Below are 18,925 nucleotides of genomic sequence, written 5' to 3'. Positions count from 1 at the left end.
AGTACCGGGAGTAGGCTTCCGTTGACTGCCCCTCTCCCGCCTTCGCTTCGCTCGGCACCCTCTCCCCGCAAGCGGGGAGAGGGAGATTTCACGCCGCCATCGTCATCGGCTCGAGCCCGGCGAGCCGCGTCACCACCGGCGGCACCGGCAGCGCACGTGGCGTCAGCCCACGCACGCCATCGGCAATCGCCTTGATGTGCGCTGGCGTCGATCCGCAGCAGCCGCCAAGCACGTTGACCTGCCCTGCCTGCGCCCATTCGCCGACAAGGCCGGCAGTCGTCGCGGGCATTTCGTCATATTCGCCGAGTTCATTAGGCAGTCCGGCATTGGGATAGACCATGATCAGCGTGTCGCAGATATCGGAGAGCGTCCGCACATGCGGCCGCAGCTGCTCCGCGCCGAACGAGCAGTTGAGCCCGATCGTCACTGGCTTGGCATGCCGCACCGCATGCCAGAACGCCTCGACCGTATGCCCCGACAGGTTGCGCCCGGACAGATCGGTCAGCGTCATCGACAGCATGATCGGCACGTCGCGCCCGAGCGCCTCGCCTGCCTCGAGCGCCGCCATGATCGCGGCCTTGCAGTTGAGCGTATCGAACACCGTCTCGACCAGGATGAAGTCCGCGCCGCCCTCGATCAGCGCGTCGGTCTGCTCGCGGTACACGCCCTTCAGATAATCGAAGTCGATCTCGCGGAAGCCGGGATCGTTGACGTCGGGGCTAAGCGACAGCGTCTTGTTGGTCGGCCCGATCGCGCCCGCGACGAAACGCGGGCGGCCGTCCTTCGCCTGGAACTCGTCCGCGATCGACCGCGCGAGCTTCGCGCTTTCGACGTTGATCTCGCGCACCAGATGTTCGGCGGCATAATCGGCCTGGCTGATGCGGTTGGCCGAGAAAGTGTTGGTCTCGGCGATGTCCGCGCCTGCCTCGAAATAGGCGCGGTGGATTGCTTCGGGCACTTCGCGCTTGGTCAGCGCCAGGATGTCGTTGTTGCCCTTCTGGTCCTTCGCGAGGCCGAGGTCGCCGGCATAGTCCGCTTCCGACAGCTTCCAGTTCTGGATCTCAGTCCCGAACGCGCCGTCGGTGATGAGGATGCGCTTGGCAGCCTCGGCAAGGAATGTGTCACGGGTCGTCATACTACTGGTCCACTATCTAAGCCCCTCCCCTTCAGGGGAGGGGTTGGGGGTGGGGAAGTGCCTCGCAGAGAGCGCGCCCCTGCTGTTCGGCCCCACCCCAACCCCTCCCCCGAGGGGGAGGGGCTAAGAAAATTATGCCGCTGCCGCTTTCGCCACGGTCTTCGCCCGCAACCCAAGCAGATGGCAGATCGCGAAGCTCAGCTCAGCGCGGTTGAGCGTGTAGAAATGGAAGTTCCGCACGTCACCCGCGTACAGTTTCCGACACAGCTCGGCCGCCAGCGTCGCCGCGATCAGCCCGCGCGCACCCGCATGATCCTCGAGCCCCTCGAACAACCGCCCCATCCACGCGGGCACTTCCGTCCCGCACATCGCCGACATCTTCACGATGCTCTGGAAATTGGTGACGGGCATGATGCCCGGCACCATTGGCGCATCGATCCCCGCCGCGGCCGCGCGATCGCGGAAGCGGAAGAACGTCTCGGGTTCGAAGAAGAACTGCGTGATCCCGCGCGTGGCGCCCGCATCGAGCTTGCGCTTGAGATTGTCGAGATCATGCGCATCGTCGTGCGAGTCGGGATGGCATTCGGGATAGGCTGCGACCGAAATCTCGAACGGATGGAGCCGCTTAAGCCCCGCCACCAGGTCCGCCGCATTGGTATAGCCATCGGCATGCGGGACAAAGTCCCCCGCCCCCGGCGCATCGCCGCGCAGCGCGACGATATGCCGCACCCCCGCTGCCCAATATTCTTGCGCGATCTCGTCGATCTCGCCACGTGACGCCTCGACGCAGGTCAGATGCGCCGCCGCCGGCATGCTCGTCTCGCGCTCGATCCGCGCGACAGTCGCATGCGTCCGGTCGCGCGTCGTTCCGCCAGCGCCATACGTCACCGAGACGAACTCGGGCGCGAAGGGTTCGAGCGTACGCACCGTCTCCCACAGCGCCTCTTCCATCTTCTCGGTCTTGGGCGGGAAGAATTCGAACGATACCGCCGCATCGCCCGCGAGATCCGCGAACAGCGGCGCCTCGAGCGCGCGCCGTGCCTCTTCGAGCTGGTTTACCGAAATCGTCATGCCGCCATCGCCTCTCGTATTCCGGAACGCTTCGCATCGCGCTTTCGCGCGAGCCACAATTTGACCGTCAGTTCGCCCCCCATCAGCGTCTCGGTCCGCTCGGGGATCAGCCCCGCCGCCGCGAACCACGTCGCCATCTGCTCGTCGGCAAAACCGAGGCGGGTATGCCCGTCCTGCGTGCGCAGTTCCTCGCGGTCATGCGCGGCAAAATCGGCGATCAGCAGCCGCCCGCCCGTCGTCATCACCCGCGCCGCTTCGGCGATCGCCGCGCCCGGCTGCTGCGCGAAGTGAAGCACGTGATGGACGATCGCGACATCTGCAGCACCGTCGGCGAGGGGCAAGGCGTAGAGATCGGCCTGGCGCAGCTCGGTATTGGTCAGCCCGCGCTCGGACAATTTGGCGCGCGCAAGCCGCAGCATCTCGGACGACCGATCGATCCCGAGCGCCTGTTCCGCGCGCCCGGCGAACAGCTCGAGCATCCGCCCGGTCCCCGTCCCGATGTCGATCAACTGGCCGATCTGCGTATCGCCGAGCACCGCCGCGATCGCCGCCTCGACCTCGCTTTCGGCAATGTGGAGCGAGCGGATCGCATCCCATTGCCCCGCATTCGCCTCGAACCAGCTCGCTGCCGACGCCGCGCGATCCGCCCGCACCGCCGCGAGCCGCGCCGCATCAGCGACCGCCCAATGGTCAGGCGACAGCGCGGCCCACTGGTCGAGCGCCGCGAGCACTGGCCCGACCGTCGCATCCGCACCAAGCGCGACGAAGACCCAACTGCCCTCCTTGCGCCGCTCCGCCAATCCGGCGTCGCACAGGATCTTGACGTGGCGCGACACGCGCGGCTGGCTCTGCCCGAGCACCTGCGCGAGCTCGCCGACCGACAACTCCATCGAGCGCAGCAACGCCACGATCCGTAGCCGTGTCGCATCCGCCAGGGCGCGAAATATATCGAGAGCCATCGTCATGTTGGACCCTGATATAAAGATATCTTTATATGGGGTCAACGACGTCCGCAGGTCGGCGGAGATTTGTCTTCTGAACCCCGGCCGAGACCGCGGCCGCGATACGGACCTTTGCGCGGTTGCGCGGGTTTATGCGGGTGGATACCTTCCCCTCAAACCTCACGGGAGCCTTTCATGACCTACAAACTCGCCCTCGTCCCGATGCTTGCGATCGCTGCAATCGGCATGTCCGCCTGCAGTGAAAAGGCGCAGAACGACACCGCCGAAGCCGCCAATTCAATCTCGGGCGACGTCAACCAGACCGCGCGCAAGGCGCGGGACGATACGGATGCGGCACTTGGCGCGGCCGCCGAGCGGATGGACAAGTTTGGCGATACGCTGAGCAACAAGACCGCGAACCTGAGCGACAAGGCCGATCGCGCCGCCGACCGGTTCGGCGAAAAGGCGGACAATGCCGCCGACCGGGTCGGCGACAAGGCGGATCGAGCGTCGCATCGCGCCGGAGTCGCGGCCAAGGACATCGGCAACGAGCTCGAAAACTGATGCGCGCGGCCATCGTCTTGGCCGCGCTGCTGGTAACGGCGTGCTCGGGCGGCGGATCATCGGCCCCCGGCACGCCCCCCGGCGAAGATGCGGCCCTCAACGCCGCTGCTGTCTCGCGCGATGCGAACAGCGAAGACATGAACGCCGCCGAGATCGTCCCCGATGACGAGGGCGGCGGCGAAAACGATTCCGGAGCACAAACCCAATGACCGACCTACGTCGCCTCGGCGCCACCGACCTTCGCATCGCACCGCTCGTGCTGGGCGGCAACGTGTTCGGCTGGACCGCCGACCGGGACACGAGCTTCGCGGTGCTTGACGCATTCGTCGCGGGCGGCGGGACGATGATCGATACCGCCGACGCCTATTCCGCATGGGTGCCCGGGCATCACGGCGGCGAATCCGAAAGTGTGATCGGCGCGTGGCTCAAGCAGAGCGGCAAGCGTGATCAGGTGCAGATCGCGACCAAGGTCGGGATGCTCCCCGGTGAGGGTGGCGAGAAGCTTGCGCCCGCCCGGATCGCAGCGGCCTGTGACGCCTCACTGAAGCGGCTGGGAATCGAGACGATCGATCTCTATTTCGCGCATCAGGACGACGAGTCGGTCCCGCAGGAAGACGTGCTGGCGGCGTTCGGCAAGCTGATCGACGCGGGCAAGGTTCGCGCGCTTGGCGCATCCAACTTTCACGCCAAGCGCCTGAAGTCCGCCAACGACGCCGCGCGCGCGCATGGCCTGCCGCATTTCCATGTGCTTCAGCCCGAATATAATCTCGTCAGTCGCAGCAAGTTCGAGGGCGAGCTGCAATCCTATTGCGTCGAGAACAACATCGGTGCCGTGCCTTATTACGGCCTCGCCTCGGGGTTCCTGACCGGTAAATATCGCAGTGCGGACGATTTCGGCAAAAGCGTGCGCGGCGGGCGGATGCAGGCCTTTCTCGACGGTACCGGACCTGCCGTGCTGGCGGCAATGGATTCGGTTGCGGAGGAAACCGGGGCGAGCCTAGCTCAGATTGCGCTGGCGTGGCTCAAGGAACAACCAGCAGTCACCGCACCCATCGCCAGCGCCACGAGTGTCGCTCAGGTCGAGGACCTGCTGGGCGCGATGGCCCTGACGCTCAGCGTCGAGCAACTGGACCGGCTTACCGACGCGGGCGCCTGACCCGGATCAACCGTCCGGGTCGCGATCCTCGTCGCGATGCGGTCGTTCCATCGGTCGCCGGCTTGGGGGAGCGAGTGCGGCGGCGGGTGGATCGAACCGCGGAAGTTCGGCCCGCGTGACTCGCCCGTCGCCATTCCGGTCGAGCACCGCGAACCGGCTGTCCGCCGCCGCCTTGAATTCCTTCGGTGACACGCCGCGATTGAAATCGGTATCGGCGACGGTGATTGGCTCCGGATACTCGAAGAAGCCGTAGCGCGCCGCGCCCTGGCGAACGGAATCATAGGCGGGCTGACTCGGCGACGCACTATCGCCGCCCTCGCCGCCACGACTGCCGCCCCCACCACGATGTCCGCCGCCGCCAGAGCCGCCCCCGCCGCTGCGCCGTCCCCCGCCACCGCCCCGACCGTGCGATCCGGCGGAACGCCCGCCGCCTCCGCCGCCGCCGACGCGGACTTCTGGGACGATGCTGTCCTCATATACTTCGATGTCGTCGGGATCGATCTCCCCGTCATGACCTCGGTCGAGGATGGCGAAGAACCGTGCGGCATCGGCATCGAATTCCGCATCCGTCAGCGCACCGTCATGGTTGGTGTCGGCCTGTTCGAACCAGACGTCGATCGGGTTCCTGCCACCCGCGGGGGAGCGGAACGGTTCCCCCATCGGACTGATGAACAACCGCCCCATCTCGCGTCCGATGTGTGGCCGGTCAGCACCGACGCCGGTTCCAGCCAGCGGCGCTCCGGTGGGCCGGTCCGGCGCATGCCCGGCCTCCCGGCCGATCGATAGTCCAGCGAGGATCAGAGCCAGGGTCAGGACGCGCATCGGTTCACCACGCAGCAGGCAGCCAGAGGCGTTTCTGCCAGCGCGCCTTTTCGATTGGCGGCAAGCACATACCGGGAGTGATGCGCCGAAATGGTCTGGTGTTGCGACAAGCCTGCAAGCAAACGCCCGGGTCAACAGTCCCGGGCGTTGCTGGTCGTTTCCTCCCGCGATCAGGCGGCGAACTGGTTCATCGTATTGTGCGCGCCGCCCGCCTTGAGCGCGGCCTCGCCGGCGAAATACTCCTTGTGGTCGTCGCCGATGTCGCTGCCCGACATGTTCTGGTGCTTCACGCAGGCGATCCCCTCGCGGATCTCCTTGCGCTGGACGCCCTTCACATAGCCCAGCATCCCCGCGTCGCCGAAATACTCCTTGGCGAGATTGTCGGTCGACAGTGCCGCCGTATGATAGGTCGGCAGCGTGATGAGGTGGTGGAAGATCCCCGCCCGCGCGGCGGCATCGCGCTGGAAGGTCCGGATCCGCTCGTCGGCCTCGTCCGCCAGGTCGGTGCCATCGTAATCGACCGACATCAGCTTTGCCCGGTCGAACGCCGAGAGGTCGCGCCCTTCCTTGCTCCACGCGTCGAACACCTGCTGGCGGAAGTTGAGCGTCCAGTTGAACGACGGCGAGTTGTTGTAGACCAGCTTGGCGTTCGGGATCACCTCGCGGATCCGGTCGACCATGCCCGCGATCTGCTCGATGTGCGGCTTCTCGGTCTCGATCCACAACAGGTCAGCGCCGTGCTGGAGCGAGGTGATGCAATCGAGCACGCAGCGATCCTCGCCCGACCCGGCGCGGAACTGGAACAGGTTCGAGGGCAGCCGTTTGGGCCGCAGCAGCTTGCCGTCGCGGTTGAGGATGACGTCGCCGTTGCGCGCGTTTGTCGGGTCGATCTCCTCGCAGTCGAGGAAGCTGTTATACTGGTCGCCGAGATCGCCCGGCTCCTTCGACACCGCGATCTGCTTGGTGAGACCAGCCCCGAGCGAGTCGGTGCGCGTGACGATGATGCCATCGTCCACCCCCAGCTCGAGGAAGGCGTAGCGGCACGCGCGGACCTTCGCGAGGAAGTCCTCGTGCGGCACCGTGACCTTGCCGTCCTGATGGCCGCACTGCTTTTCGTCGCTGACCTGATTTTCGATCTGGAGCGCGCAGGCGCCCGCCTCGATCATCTTCTTGGCGAGCAGATAGGTCGCCTCGGCGTTGCCGAAGCCGGCGTCGATATCGGCGATGATCGGAACGACATGCGTCTGGTAATTTTCCACCGCGTTGAGCAGGCGCTGTTCCTCGATCGCATTGCCCGAGGCGCGCGCCGCATCGATGTCGCGGAACATCATCCCGAGCTCGCGGGCGTCGGCCTGCCGCAGGAAGGTGTAAAGTTCCTCGATCAGCGCGGGAACGCTCGTCTTCTCGTGCATCGACTGGTCGGGCAGCGGGCCGAATTCGCTGCGGAGTGCGGCGACCATCCAGCCCGACAGGTACAGATAGCGCCGCTCGGTCGAGCCGAAGTGCTTCTTGACGCTGATCATCTTCTGTTGCCCGATGAACCCGTGCCAGCAGCCGAGCGACTGGGTGTAGTTCGCCGGATCGGCATCATAGGCTGCCATGTCCTTGCGCATGATCGCCGCGGTGTAGCGCGCGATGTCCAGTCCGGTCTGGAAACGGTTCTGAAGCTTCATCCGCGCGACGGACTCGGCGGAAATCCCGTCCCACGTGCCGTTGTAGCCGCGGATCAGGGAGTCGGCGTTTGCGATATGGGACTGGTAGGTCATCGTGGCCTCACTGTGTAGCGATATCCACGGAATAGCGTTCTTTACACGATATCCGGCCTAAAATGGTCAAAGTTGCGCGTCGGGCCGTAAACGTTCCCCGTTCAACGATGTAATGTTGTGAGTTTGTTTACAGACGCTCAATCGCCGCCGAACGAGAATCCGCTCACGCCGCGCTCGCGTTCGTTGACCGTCAACGCACGCCCCGACGGCGGAAGCGACCGTTGCGGGCATTGCCCCCGCCCGCACGCACGACAGCCGAGCCCGATCGGCATCGCTTCGCCGGTGAGGTCGATCCCGCGTGCCGCCGCGAGCGCCCCGGCATGCGCCGCCGCCACCCCGATCCCGACGACGAACTCCGCGGGCACCGTGCCGTAGCGTCGCCCCTGCGGCGTCACCGTTCGCGCGATCGTGAACCAGCGCGATCCGTCCTCGAGCGCAACCAGCTGCACCGCCAATGTACCCGGGCGATCGAACGCGGCGTGCAGCCGCCATAACGGGCAACGCGCCTCCGCCTCGGCCAGCGGCGAAGCGCTCGCGCCCGAGAACCGCTTCGACGCCTGCCCGGCGCGATCGACCCGGACGAGGAAGAACGGCAGCCCGCGCGCACCGACCCGCTGCAACGCCGTCACGCGGTGCGCGACCTGCTCGAACCCCGCGCCGAACCGCCGCTGGAGCAATTCGAGGTCATAGCCCGTCGCCTCGCACGCGCGCAGGAAGCGGGCGTAGGGCATCATCAGCGCGGCGGCATAATAATTGGCGAGGTGCCGCCGGTAGAGCCGCTCGGCGGCGCGGTCAGCGAACCCCGCCCCCTTGGCAAGCGCCTCGATCTCGTCGCGCGCCTCGATCTGCGCGAGCTGGACCGCGACCGCGAAGGTCCGGCTGGCGGGATCGAGCGTCTCGGACAATTGCACCTGGCGCGCGTGGAGGTCGGTGCGGCGGAGCAGGTCGGGCATCACGTCGACCGGCAGGACGCGGATCGTCAACTGGTGCTTGACGCGAAGCCGCTCCGAGATCGCGCCATACAGGTCGCCCGCGCCCATCCGCAGCTCGTCCGCGAGCGCCTCGGCGGCGGCGTCGAGATCCGCGAAATGCCCGCGCCAGCGTTCGATCTCGCGACGGACTTCGCTGATCGGATCGATCGCTGCGGCATCGTCGGCGGTGCCGCCCGCGCCCATGCGGTCGAACGCGCGTGCGAACGCCTCCGCGCCGCCGGGTGCGCCCGCGAGCCATTCCTCGATCTCGTTGCGATCGATCTCGAGGTCAGCGAACATCGGATCCGCGAGCCTGCGCCGCAGCGCCGCCTCGCCACCGCCAGGCTCCCCCGCTGCCAGCGCACGCGGATCGAAGTCGAACGTCTCGGAGAGCTTGACGAGCAGCGTTGCCGACAAGGGTCGCTGGTTCTTCTCGACCAGATTGAGGTAGCTCGGCGAGATCGTCAGCACTTCGGCCATCGCCGCCTGCGTCAGCCCCGCACCGCGCCGAAGCCGGCGGACCGCATGCCCGGCAAACAGTTTACGATCAGCCACTTACGCCTCCGTTCGTCAATACTTTACAACCGTACGTACGCTTTACCGACGATCGTGACAAGGTGACCGTGCTGCCGAACGATCCGGCGATACGGAACCGCATTTGTCCTTCTAGAGACGGGTCAAGAAAGTTTCCTGGGGAGGAAAGGATGCCCGCCACACGCAAGTGTGGCGGGCATTTCCCGTTGCGGGGGGTGTGCCCTTCGGCCGCTGCGTTCTGCCCAGTGCCTTCCTTCCGTTCGTTTCGAGCGAAGTCGAGAAACCGGGCACAGCGCAGGTTTCTCGACTGCGCTCGAAACGAACGGGGGGGGGGCAAACAGTGCGCCGACACCCCGCACGACTACCCCTTCCCTTTCCCGGCGCAGGCCGGGGCCCAGCAGCGGGCCGCTGATCATCGCGCGCTGCGCTGCGCTTCCTCGACCTGCCCTCTTGGGCCCCGGCTTTCGCCGGGGAAGTGCTCGACTACAAATCGATGACCGCATACCATGAAAGACGGGGCAGGTTTTTTCGCCCCCTTCTTCGTTTCCGGAAACCGGCGACCCGAAGCCCGGCCCGCTTACGCGACGATCTTTCCTGTGAACGGCGTCAAAGAGACCCCGCGCCACACGTGGGCTTCCCCGGCGCAGGCCGGGGCCCAGCAGCGGGCCGTCGATCATCGCGCGCTGCGCTGCGCTTCCTCGACCTGCCCACTTGGGCCCCGGCCTTCGCCGGGGAGGCACTGTTTTGAAAACGGTCAACTCTGCCACACAGCCAAAAAAAGGGGCAGGTTTCCCCGCCCCTTCGTCAACGCATCAAGACCGGCGGACCGAAGCCCGCCCGCCCCGCTTACGCCGCCAGCTTGCGCAGCACGTACTGCAGGATGCCGCCGTTGAGGAAATACTCCAGCTCGTTGACGGTATCGATCCGGCAGCGCGTCATGAACGTCTCGACCGTGCCGTCGGCGCGGGTCAGCGTGACCTCGACATCCTGGCGCGGACGGATTTCCGAGACCTTCATGATCGTGAAGCTCTCCGACCCGTCGAGGCCCAGCGTCTTGCGATCGACGCCTTCCGCGAACTGGAGCGGCAGCACGCCCATGCCGACGAGGTTCGAGCGATGGATCCGCTCGAAGCTCTCGGTGATGACGACGCGCACGCCGAGCAGGTTGGTGCCCTTCGCCGCCCAGTCGCGCGACGAGCCGGTGCCATATTCCTTGCCCGCGATGACGATCATCGGAACGCCATCCGCCTTGAAGCGCATCGCCGCGTCGTAGATTGGCATCGTCTCGCCCTTGTACGAGGACATGCCGCCCTCGACGCCGGGGACCATCTCGTTCTTGATGCGGATGTTGGCGAAGGTGCCGCGGACCATGACGTTGTCGTTGCCGCGCCGCGCACCGTAGGAGTTGAAGTCGGCGCGCGACACCTGCCGCTCCATCAGCCACGCACCTGCGGGGCTGTCAGCCTTGATCGAACCCGCTGGCGAGATGTGGTCGGTCGTGATCGAATCGCCGAGGATCGCGAGCGGACGCGCCTCGATGATGTCCTGCACGGGTGCCGGGGTCATCGACATGCCCTCGAAATACGGCGGGTTGGCGATGTAGGTTGAGCTGGCGGGCCACGCATAGGTGTCCGACCCTTCGATCTCGATCGCCTGCCACTTGGCATCGCCCTTGAACACGCTGGCATAGCGCGACTGGAACATCCCGCGGCCGATGTTCGCGTCCATCACTTCGCGGACTTCGGCGTTGGTCGGCCAGATGTCCTTGAGATAGACGTCATGGCCGTCGGTCGCCTGGCCGATCGGGGTGGTGGTGAAGTCCTCGGTCACCGTGCCCTTGAGCGCATAGGCGACGACCAGCGGCGGCGACGCGAGGAAGTTCGCGCGCACGTCGGGCGAGACGCGCCCTTCGAAGTTGCGGTTGCCCGACAGGACCGAGGCAGCGACGATGTCATTGCCGTTGATCGCCGCGGAGATCGCGGGCGCGAGCGGGCCCGAGTTGCCGATGCAGGTGGTGCAGCCATAGCCGACGAGGTTGAAACCGACCGCGTTGAGGTCGGTCGTGAGCCCGGCCTTGTCGAGATAGTCGGTGACGACCTGCGAGCCCGGCGCAAGCGAGGTCTTGACCCACGGCTTGGGCTTGAGGCCCAACGCGTTCGCCTTGCGCGCGACCAGCCCTGCAGCGACCAGCACCGAAGGGTTGGAGGTATTGGTGCAGCTCGTGATCGCCGCGATCACGACGTCGCCGTCGCCGATGTCATGGTCACGCCCTTCGACCGGGACGCGCTTGGCGGTCGAGTGGTGATAGACCTTGGCGAGATCGGCGTTGAACGTGTCGTCGACCTCGGTGAGGATGACCTTGTCCTGCGGGCGCTTCGGTCCGGCGAGCGACGGCACGACGTTCGCCATGTCGAGCGACAGCGTGTCGGTGAACACGGGATCGGGCGCATCCGCCAGACGCCACATGCCCTGTGCCTTGGCATAGGCCTCGGTCAGCGCAATCTGCTCCTCGGTGCGGCCGGTCAGGCGCATGTAATCGAGCGTGGCGTCATCGACCGGGAAGAAGCCACAGGTCGCGCCATATTCGGGCGCCATGTTGGCGATCGTCGCACGATCCGCGAGGCTGAGCGCGTCGAGGCCCGGGCCGTAGAACTCGACGAACCGGCCAACGACGCCGCGCGCGCGCAGCATCTGGGTGACGGTGAGCACGAGATCGGTCGCGGTGATGCCCTCGGCGAGCTCGCCGGTGAGCTTGAAGCCGACGACTTCAGGGATCAGCATCGACACCGGCTGGCCGAGCATCGCGGCCTCAGCCTCGATCCCGCCAACGCCCCAGCCGAGCACGCCGAGGCCGTTGACCATCGTGGTGTGGCTGTCGGTGCCGACGCATGTGTCGGGGTATGCGATCATCTTGCCGTCGGGCGCGGTCGAGGACCACACCGCCTGCGCGATGTTCTCGAGGTTGACCTGGTGGCAGATGCCGGTGCCGGGGGGTACGACCTTGAAGTTGTCGAGCGCCTTGGAACCCCACTTGAGGAACTCGTAGCGCTCGTTGTTGCGCTGATACTCGAGCTCGACGTTATCCTCGAACGCCTGCGGCGTGCCGAATTCGTCGACCATCACCGAGTGATCGATCACGAGGTGGACCGGAACGAGCGGGTTGATCTTGACCGCGTCGCCGCCGAGCTTGGTGATCGCATCGCGCATCGCCGCCAGATCGACGACGCAGGGGACGCCCGTGAAATCCTGCATCAGCACGCGCGCGGGGCGATACTGGACTTCGCGGTCCGACTTGCGCTCCTGCTGCCAGTCGATGATCGCCTGGAGATCCTCGGTGGTGACGGTGACGCCATCCTCGAAGCGCAGCAAATTCTCGAGCAGCACCTTCATCGAGAACGGCAGGCGGCTGATGTCGCCCAGCTTCTCGGCGGCGGTGGCGAGGCTGAAATAGTCGTACGAGGTGCCACCGACGTCGAGCGTGGTGCGCGTGCCGAGTGTGTCCTGGCCAATGGCGGTCATGTGCAGCGGGTCCTTCCCTATGCGTCGGGCCGCGGCGGGGAGGCGAAACCGTCAGGTTCCACACGGGCGCGACCGACTGTGCGAATGCAAGAGTCGGGGCAGCCCTTAGCAAGGGGGCATCGCGGGGGAAAGGGCGCGCGGACGATGGGACGCGTTCATCGCGAAGACCGCCTCCGACGACGCATTCTTTTACGCGGCGGAAACAGAACGTAATATTTCGTTACCGGTGCATCCCGCTCAAATTCCCGGGCGTACCTGCGGCACGACGGGAGAGGGTTCGGAAAAAGCATTTTCCGGATGCCGTCGGCGCGCGTCTGTTTTTTCGGTTTTGTGCTTATTTATTAATAGGTTGGAACCAAGATTGCAGTCGCAAGTTAGCGCATCACCATCCACAGGGAGGTCGAGTTCCATGACCGACGATGTTAACCAGCAATTGATCGAAACCTTCGACCGGCGCGCAGAACGCCGCAGCGAACGTCGCGACTTTTTCAAGACCGCTTTCGGCGCTGCCGCCGTTGCGGGGATCGCGGGCGGTGCCATCGGGCTCGCCGGGCGTGCCGAGGCGCAGACCGCGCCAAGCGATGCCGACGTGCTCAACTTCGCGCTCAACCTCGAATATCTCGAGGCGCAATTCTACAGCTTCGCCGCCAACGGCACTGGGCTTGCCGCCAACATGCTGACCGGTCTCGGTACGCAGGGCGCGGTAACGGGCGGACGCAAGGTCAATTTCAGCGACCCGATCGTTGCGGCCTATGCCAAGGAAATTGCAGGCGACGAGCTTGCCCACGTTACCTTCCTGCGGACCCAGCTCGGCGCATCGGCGATCGCGCAGCCCGCGATCGACATCGACGTCACCCCGACCTCGGCGTTCAGCAACGCGGCGCGCGCGGCGGGCCTGATCGGCGCGGGCGCGGCGTTCGACGTCTATGCCGACGACAACAGCTTCCTGCTTGGCGCCTTCATCTTTGAAGACGTCGGGGTCACCGCCTATAAGGGCGGCGCGACGCTGCTGACCAACAAGACCTATCTCGAGGCCGCCGCCGGCATCCTCGCGGTAGAGGCGTATCACGCAGCCCTCGTCCGCACCGTGCTGTACGGCAAGGGTATCGCCACGCCGTCGCTGCGCACTTCGGCCGACGCGATCTCGAACGCACGCGACAGCCTCGATGGCACGACCGATCTCGACCAGGGCATCTCGCCGGTCACCGCCAACGGCGGCACCGCGTCGAACATCGTTCCGCTCGACAACAACGGTCTCGCCTTCTCGCGGACCGTCGCGCAGGTCCACAACATTGCGTACCTCACCAACGCACGCGCGATGGCGGGCGGGTTCTTCCCGGCCGGGACGAACAACCCGAACCCCGACCTTCGCTTCAGCGGCGCCAATTAAGACGCTTTCGACGTCACGAATTCTCCAAGGGAGAGCAGCAATGGATACCAAGACCATCCTCACGCAGGTGCTGGAGGCGAGCGATCGTCGCCGCGAAGAACGGCGCAGTTTCCTGCGCGTTGCCGGGCAAGCGTCGATCGCCGCGGGCGGGCTTTCGCTTCTCGCGGCGTGCGGCGACAGCAATGGCGTCACCGTCGTCCCGCAACCCACCCCGACCCCCACGCCCACCCCGACCGCGGCGATCACCGACGCGGACATCCTGAACTTCGCGCTCAACCTCGAATATCTCGAGGCGCAATTCTATTCCTTCGCGGTGTTCGGCACGGGTCTCCCCGCGTCGCAGCTCACGGGAACCGGGACGCAGGGCGCGGTCACGGGGGGCCGACAGGTGACCTTCACCGATCCGGTCGTCGCGCAATATGCGCGCGAGATCGCCGGCGACGAGATCGCGCACGTCGCCTTCCTGCGTCAGGCGCTTGGTGCCTCGGCGGTCGCGATGCCCGCGATCAACATCGATGGCAGCGCGAGCGGGGCGTTCACCGCCGCGGCGCGGGCGGCGGGCGTGGTCTCGGCGACGGGGACGTTCGATCCGTACGCCAACGACACCAACTTCCTGCTCGGCGCGTTCATCTTCGAGGACGTTGGGGTCAGCGCATATAAGGGTGCGGCACCTTTGCTCACGAGCAAGGTGTATCTCGACGCGGCGGCCGGCATCCTGGCGGCGGAGGCCTATCATGCGGGCCTGATCCGCACGATCCTGTACAGCAAGGGCTTCGCAGCAGGGAACGCAGCGGGGTCGATCTTCGAGCAGGTCCGCCAGATCAGCGACGCGCGCGACAGCCTCGATGGCGCGAGTGACGACGATCAGGGCATCGCGGGTGCGGACAACACGATCTCGAACATCGTGCCGACCGACAGCTCGGGGATCGCGTACAGCCGCACCGCGGCGAACGTCCTCAACATCGTCTATCTGACCAAGTCGGCGACGGTCGGCGGCGGGTTCTTTCCGAACGGCGTCAACGGCACGATCAAGACCAGCAACGCGAACTGACTTGAGACGACGAACTGCGGGGCCGCGCGAGTTACTCGCGCGGCCCTTTTTTTGTGTCGGACGTCTGGAGCCAGTCCACCGTCGACCGCGGCCTGATCCTGCAGGACGTGATCGCGGCGATAATGCCGCGACCAAGGCCCCGCCGTGCCGCTGCTCACCGGGCGGAGGGCGTTCGCGACGGCGTGCGGGCTTCGCTTGTCGCGGCGGGTGTTAGCGCGCAATACTATCGCGGCATCAGACCTGGAGATTCCCTATGCGCGTACCGATCCTCGCCGCGGCAGCCGTGATGACGCTCAGTCTTTCGGCGTGCGACAAGCCCGAAGTCAGAACCGGCGCGCCGCTCGCCAATGGCGCGCATGCGGTGGCGATGCTGCGCACCGCCGATGGCGCGGACGTGGGGCGTGCGACCGCGACCGAGGTCGGCGGCGGGCTGCGGATCACGCTCGACGTCCACGGCATGCCCGCGGGGACGCATGGCGCGCATATCCATTCGGTCGGGCATTGCGACGCCCCCGATTTCACGACCGCCGGCCCGCACTGGAACCCGACCGCGACCAAGCACGGCACGATGAACCCGCAGGGACCGCATCAGGGCGATCTGCCGAACCTGATCGTCGGCACCAACGGGCGTGGGACGATCGGCCTTGTGTTGCCCGGCGCGACGATGGCGGGGCTGCTCGACGCCGACGGCGCCGCGATGGTCGTCCACGCCAACCCCGACGACCTGATGACCGATCCGTCGGGCAACAGCGGGGGCCGCGTCGCCTGCGGGGTGTTCGGCGCGAGCTGAGCCCCCGTTTCACCCCCCGTTACCCCATCCGGAACATCGCGATCTCGGGCAGCGCTGGCGTGAACCCGTAGATCGCGACCAGCGCGTCGAACAGGGCCTGCTCGATCGGCGTCTCGAACGCGCACCCGGCGGTATACTCGTCCGCCCAGACTACGCGCGCGCGGCGGGGCGGCTGGTTGGGCAGGCGCACCATGACCACGCTGTTCGGCACCAGCGGCTCGAACGTCTTGAGCCGCGCGCCCGAGGTGGACAGGTCCGAGATCCGGCACAGACTGCGCGCCCCCTGATCCCCGACCCGCCCGGGCATCGCGACGGTGATGCGGCCCGCATCGCGGACACTACGCCGGCCGCGCGGTGGCGCGCCCTCCGGCAACCGGACGATTTCAGCCGAAAACATCGATCCCTCCCCCTGTATGATTGCAGCGAAGGTAGCGACGCGACCCCTTTCCCAAAGGTTGCCGAAGGGCGGCCAAAGCCGCTGCAAGGGTCATCCGTTGGAATGAAACGCCCGCCGGATCATCCCAAAGGATCAGCGCAAGCGCGTTTCCCCAACCGTCACGCCATGTGCCCGGCGGTCAGATGTCCTCGCCCGCCGCGCGCGCCCATTCCTCGCGCTGTGCCTCCGCGCGCGGCACCAGCCGGTACGCCGCGATCCCCGCCGCAATCGTGATCGGCGCAGCGCACAGCAGCGACAGAACACCCACCGACAGACTTCCCGACAGCGTCGAGATCCGTCCCGCGAGGTACGGCCCCATCGCCAGCCCGAGCAGCGTCGTGCCGATGAAGAACGTGCCGGTCGCGGTCCCCCGCATGCGCGGCAGCACCAGATCCTGCATCGTTGCCCCCGCCGCACCCAATGCGGTGCTCGCGCAGATGCTGGCGATGAAGAAACAGGGGTAGAATACGGCGGTCGAGGAGGCGGTGAAGGCGGCGATGACGAACGGGATCGGCACGGTCGCACCGAACAGCACGACGAGCACGCGCCCCGCCGGATTGCGACGCCGCAACCGATCCGCCATCAACCCGCCGAGCATCACCCCGAGGAAGCCCGCGAGCGCTCCGGTCGAACCCACGAACAGCCCGGCCATCGCCGGCGTTTCGCCCAGCGTCCGCAACACGAACGGCGCCGCCCAGAAGCTGATCGCGTAGGCCATGAACGCGTTCAGACCGTAAGCGACGACGATGCAGAGGAAAGCCGGATTGCCGACGATGAGGCGATAGGTCGGCGCATCGCGCCGCTTGAGCGCGGCGGCCCAGGAGAACACCGCGTAGACCCCGATCCCCACTGCGATCCATTGCGGCCAGGGTTCGCCGAACGCGTGCAGCGTCAGCACCCCGCCAACCACGACCCCGAGCGCAAGCACGTTGACCAAGAGCGAGACCGCCCCGCCGCGCGCCGCGCCGATCAGCGTGAACGGCGGCAGGATCGTGACCAGTTCGCCCAGGAAGGCGTTGAACGGCGCGGGGTGCCGCTCCGGCCGGGGCAACCCCTCGACCGCGCCCCGGATCGGCTCGCGCAACGTCGCAACGACAGCCGCGAGGATGAGGCCGGGGATGCCGACGATCATGAACGCCGCCTGCCATCCATGCAGCCCAAGCGGGCCGCCCGACGGATACGCATGGTTCCACCGCTGGACGATCAGCCCCCCGATCCCGAGCGAAAGCCCGCCCCCGACATACAGTCCGGACGAGTAGATGGCGAGCGCGGTGGCGCGCAGCCGCTTGGGGAAATAGTCCGAGATCATCGAATACGCCGACGGGCTTGCGGTCGCCTCCCCTACCCCGACGCCGATCCGTGCGCCCGCAAGCCCGGTCCCGCTCGACGCGAGCCCCGAGGCGGCGGTCATCGTCGACCACAGGGCCAGCCCGACCGTCATCAGGCGAACCCGGTGCCAATTGTCCGCCAGCCGCCCGAGCGGAATTCCGAACAGCGAATAGAACACGCCGAACGCGGTCCCGTACAGGAATCCGAGATCCTCATCCTTCAAATGCAGGTCGCGCTTGATGTCCTCGGCAAGGATCGAGATGATCTGGCGATCGACGAAGTTGAGCACGTAGATCAGGAACAGGATCGTCAGGACGTACCAGGCATAGCGCGAAACACGCGCAGTTTCGGGCGTTCCGGGCGTCGAATGCGACGGCGCCGTGCCGGTGGGCGTCATGCTGGCTCCTCTCGGTCGTTTCTGCTCTTTCGGCGAAGCCTATAGAGCATACCGCGATTACGAAAGCGAATTAGCGGGGAGTGGCGGGCTTACCGTCGGCGATACACGTCGCAGCGGCGAAGGTCGCGGATCCGACCGTGCGTTTGTTACGCTGTGTTGCTGCCCTCGCGCGACGCGTGGATTCGCTTGAAAAGCGGCCGCACTGCGCCGATATTCAGGACAACCGGCACACGGCCGGCTGCAAGGAGCTTTTGGTAATGGCAAACTGGTCTGATCCCCGTCCGAACGCGTCTGCGTTCCAGACGGCTGGGACCACCCGCTCGGAGGCGTATGACGCCGGCCTGCGGCGGTACATGCTGTCTGTCTACAATTACATGACGTCGGCGGTCCTGCTGACCGGCATCGTCGCGCTCGGCTTCGTCGCCAGCGGTGCTGCGGCTTCGGTATTCGGCGGCCCCGGCATCCTCAAGTGGGTCATCACGCTCGCGCCACTCGGTTTCGTCTTCGGGATGAGCTTCGGCCAGGCGCGGATGGCGAACAGCACGCTCCAGATGATGTTCTGGGGCTTTGCGGTCGCCATGGGCCTGTCGCTCTCGACGATCTTCCTGGTCTACAGCCCGGTCGCCATCGCGCAGGCGTTCTTCGCGACGGCAGCGGCGTTCGGTGGCCTCAGCCTGTACGGCTACACCACCAAGCGGGACCTGTCGGCGTTCGGCACGTTCCTCGTGATGGGCGTGATCGGCCTGATGGTCGCAAGCCTGCTCAACATCTTCCTCAACTCCGGGCCGCTCGGGCTGGTCATCAGCTTCGTCGGCGTGCTGCTGTTCGCGGGCCTCACCGCCTACGACACGCAGCGGACCAAGGCGCTCTACGCGCAGGTCGCCGGGACGCAGGACGAGCAGCGCGTGACGATCATGTCGGCGCTCAGCCTGTACCTCGACTTCATCAACATGTTCCTGTTCATCCTGCGTCTGTTCGGTAACCGCAACTAAACGCACCGCCGGGAACGGCCTTTCGGAAGGGCCCGATGGAACACTCCATCGGGCCCTTTTT

The 18,925-nt window shown here is 66.3% G+C and carries 16 protein-coding genes; 7 read left to right on the top strand and 9 right to left on the bottom strand.

Going from position 1 to position 18,925, the window contains the following annotated elements:
* Nucleotides 1-88: 88 nt before the first annotated feature.
* From RH91_RS12550 to RH91_RS12540, 3 genes are all read right to left on the bottom strand, one after another.
* Complete coding sequence (locus RH91_RS12550) at nucleotides 89-1,135, bottom strand: homocysteine S-methyltransferase family protein (protein WP_010163128.1); 1,047 nt, start codon at nucleotides 1,133-1,135, stop codon at nucleotides 89-91.
* Between the two features lie 132 nt (nucleotides 1,136-1,267).
* Nucleotides 1,268-2,206, bottom strand: coding sequence for a methylenetetrahydrofolate reductase [NAD(P)H] (gene metF / locus RH91_RS12545; protein WP_010163127.1), 939 nt, complete (start codon nucleotides 2,204-2,206; stop codon nucleotides 1,268-1,270).
* Complete coding sequence (locus RH91_RS12540) at nucleotides 2,203-3,171, bottom strand: ArsR/SmtB family transcription factor (protein WP_010163126.1); 969 nt, start codon at nucleotides 3,169-3,171, stop codon at nucleotides 2,203-2,205. The genes metF and RH91_RS12540 overlap by 4 nt, the downstream gene beginning before the upstream one ends.
* 171 nt (nucleotides 3,172-3,342) lie before the next feature.
* Between RH91_RS12540 and RH91_RS12535 the strand changes: the two genes are divergently transcribed.
* Genes RH91_RS12535 through RH91_RS12525 form a run of 3 tightly spaced genes read left to right on the top strand, consistent with a single transcriptional unit; the run spans nucleotide 3,343 to nucleotide 4,867 of the window.
* Nucleotides 3,343-3,711 (top strand): hypothetical protein, encoded by a 369-nt coding sequence (locus RH91_RS12535; RefSeq protein WP_010163125.1) that lies wholly within the window; start codon nucleotides 3,343-3,345, stop codon nucleotides 3,709-3,711.
* Entirely contained in the window at nucleotides 3,711-3,920 is a 210-nt protein-coding gene (locus RH91_RS12530; RefSeq protein ID WP_010163124.1) for a hypothetical protein, read from the top strand. Before RH91_RS12535 ends, RH91_RS12530 begins: the two co-directional genes overlap by 1 nt.
* Nucleotides 3,917-4,867, top strand: coding sequence for an aldo/keto reductase (locus RH91_RS12525; RefSeq protein ID WP_010163123.1), 951 nt, complete (start codon nucleotides 3,917-3,919; stop codon nucleotides 4,865-4,867). Before RH91_RS12530 ends, RH91_RS12525 begins: the two co-directional genes overlap by 4 nt.
* A gap of 6 nt (nucleotides 4,868-4,873) precedes the next feature.
* On the opposite strand, the gene RH91_RS12520 is transcribed toward RH91_RS12525, so the two are convergent.
* From RH91_RS12520 to acnA, 4 genes are all read right to left on the bottom strand, one after another.
* The gene (locus tag RH91_RS12520) at nucleotides 4,874-5,689 is read right to left on the bottom strand and encodes an EF-hand domain-containing protein (protein WP_010163122.1); all 816 of its coding nucleotides are present in this window, start codon (nucleotides 5,687-5,689) and stop codon (nucleotides 4,874-4,876) included.
* A gap of 170 nt (nucleotides 5,690-5,859) precedes the next feature.
* The gene (locus RH91_RS12515) at nucleotides 5,860-7,455 is read right to left on the bottom strand and encodes an isocitrate lyase (protein ID WP_010163121.1); all 1,596 of its coding nucleotides are present in this window, start codon (nucleotides 7,453-7,455) and stop codon (nucleotides 5,860-5,862) included.
* 137 nt (nucleotides 7,456-7,592) lie between these two features.
* Complete coding sequence (locus tag RH91_RS12510; protein WP_010163120.1) at nucleotides 7,593-8,981, bottom strand: helix-turn-helix domain-containing protein; 1,389 nt, start codon at nucleotides 8,979-8,981, stop codon at nucleotides 7,593-7,595.
* A gap of 825 nt (nucleotides 8,982-9,806) precedes the next feature.
* A complete protein-coding gene (gene acnA, locus RH91_RS12505) occupies nucleotides 9,807-12,479 on the bottom strand; it encodes an aconitate hydratase AcnA (RefSeq protein ID WP_010163119.1) in 2,673 nt (890 codons plus the stop codon).
* Nucleotides 12,480-12,888: 409 nt separating this feature from the next.
* On the opposite strand from acnA, the gene RH91_RS12500 reads away from it, so the two are divergent.
* From RH91_RS12500 to RH91_RS12490, 3 genes are all read left to right on the top strand, one after another.
* Nucleotides 12,889-13,869 carry a ferritin-like domain-containing protein gene (locus RH91_RS12500; protein ID WP_010163118.1) on the top strand — a complete coding sequence of 327 codons (981 nt, stop codon included), beginning with the start codon at nucleotides 12,889-12,891 and terminating at the stop codon, nucleotides 13,867-13,869.
* Between the two features lie 40 nt (nucleotides 13,870-13,909).
* On the top strand, nucleotides 13,910-14,920 hold the full coding sequence (locus tag RH91_RS12495) for a ferritin-like domain-containing protein (RefSeq protein ID WP_010163117.1): 1,011 nt from the start codon (nucleotides 13,910-13,912) through the stop codon (nucleotides 14,918-14,920).
* Between the two features lie 253 nt (nucleotides 14,921-15,173).
* Nucleotides 15,174-15,710 (top strand): superoxide dismutase family protein, encoded by a 537-nt coding sequence (locus RH91_RS12490; RefSeq protein WP_010163116.1) that lies wholly within the window; start codon nucleotides 15,174-15,176, stop codon nucleotides 15,708-15,710.
* 19 nt (nucleotides 15,711-15,729) lie between these two features.
* Here RH91_RS12490 and RH91_RS12485 read toward each other — a convergent pair whose 3' ends face one another.
* Nucleotides 15,730-16,107: a PilZ domain-containing protein gene (locus RH91_RS12485; RefSeq protein WP_010163115.1), complete on the bottom strand. Its 378-nt coding sequence runs from the start codon at nucleotides 16,105-16,107 to the stop codon at nucleotides 15,730-15,732.
* A 178-nt stretch (nucleotides 16,108-16,285) separates the two neighbouring features.
* Complete coding sequence (locus RH91_RS12480) at nucleotides 16,286-17,872, bottom strand: spinster family MFS transporter (protein WP_010163114.1); 1,587 nt, start codon at nucleotides 17,870-17,872, stop codon at nucleotides 16,286-16,288.
* Nucleotides 17,873-18,129: 257 nt separating this feature from the next.
* Between RH91_RS12480 and RH91_RS12475 the strand changes: the two genes are divergently transcribed.
* A complete protein-coding gene (locus tag RH91_RS12475; protein WP_029623835.1) occupies nucleotides 18,130-18,864 on the top strand; it encodes a Bax inhibitor-1/YccA family protein in 735 nt (244 codons plus the stop codon).
* Nucleotides 18,865-18,925 lie beyond the last annotated feature (61 nt).

It is taken from the genome of Sphingomonas sp. PAMC 26617, assembly GCF_000242835.1.
Taxonomy (GTDB): Bacteria; Pseudomonadota; Alphaproteobacteria; order Sphingomonadales; family Sphingomonadaceae; genus Sphingomonas.
This window is presented reverse-complemented; position numbering and strand designations above follow the sequence as displayed.

Coding starts and splice junctions, on each gene's coding strand:
- RH91_RS12480 (WP_010163114.1), bottom strand. CDS start 17,872: ATGACGCCCACCGGCACGGCGCCGTCGCATTCGACGCCCGGAACGCCC.
- RH91_RS12490 (WP_010163116.1), top strand. CDS start 15,174: ATGCGCGTACCGATCCTCGCCGCGGCAGCCGTGATGACGCTCAGTCTT.
- RH91_RS12500 (WP_010163118.1), top strand. CDS start 12,889: ATGACCGACGATGTTAACCAGCAATTGATCGAAACCTTCGACCGGCGC.
- RH91_RS12550 (WP_010163128.1), bottom strand. CDS start 1,135: ATGACGACCCGTGACACATTCCTTGCCGAGGCTGCCAAGCGCATCCTC.
- RH91_RS12495 (WP_010163117.1), top strand. CDS start 13,910: ATGGATACCAAGACCATCCTCACGCAGGTGCTGGAGGCGAGCGATCGT.
- RH91_RS12520 (WP_010163122.1), bottom strand. CDS start 5,689: ATGCGCGTCCTGACCCTGGCTCTGATCCTCGCTGGACTATCGATCGGC.
- RH91_RS12525 (WP_010163123.1), top strand. CDS start 3,917: ATGACCGACCTACGTCGCCTCGGCGCCACCGACCTTCGCATCGCACCG.
- RH91_RS12485 (WP_010163115.1), bottom strand. CDS start 16,107: ATGTTTTCGGCTGAAATCGTCCGGTTGCCGGAGGGCGCGCCACCGCGC.
- RH91_RS12530 (WP_010163124.1), top strand. CDS start 3,711: ATGCGCGCGGCCATCGTCTTGGCCGCGCTGCTGGTAACGGCGTGCTCG.
- RH91_RS12475 (WP_029623835.1), top strand. CDS start 18,130: ATGGCAAACTGGTCTGATCCCCGTCCGAACGCGTCTGCGTTCCAGACG.
- RH91_RS12515 (WP_010163121.1), bottom strand. CDS start 7,455: ATGACCTACCAGTCCCATATCGCAAACGCCGACTCCCTGATCCGCGGC.
- RH91_RS12540 (WP_010163126.1), bottom strand. CDS start 3,171: ATGACGATGGCTCTCGATATATTTCGCGCCCTGGCGGATGCGACACGG.
- RH91_RS12535 (WP_010163125.1), top strand. CDS start 3,343: ATGACCTACAAACTCGCCCTCGTCCCGATGCTTGCGATCGCTGCAATC.
- acnA (WP_010163119.1), bottom strand. CDS start 12,479: ATGACCGCCATTGGCCAGGACACACTCGGCACGCGCACCACGCTCGAC.
- metF (WP_010163127.1), bottom strand. CDS start 2,206: ATGACGATTTCGGTAAACCAGCTCGAAGAGGCACGGCGCGCGCTCGAG.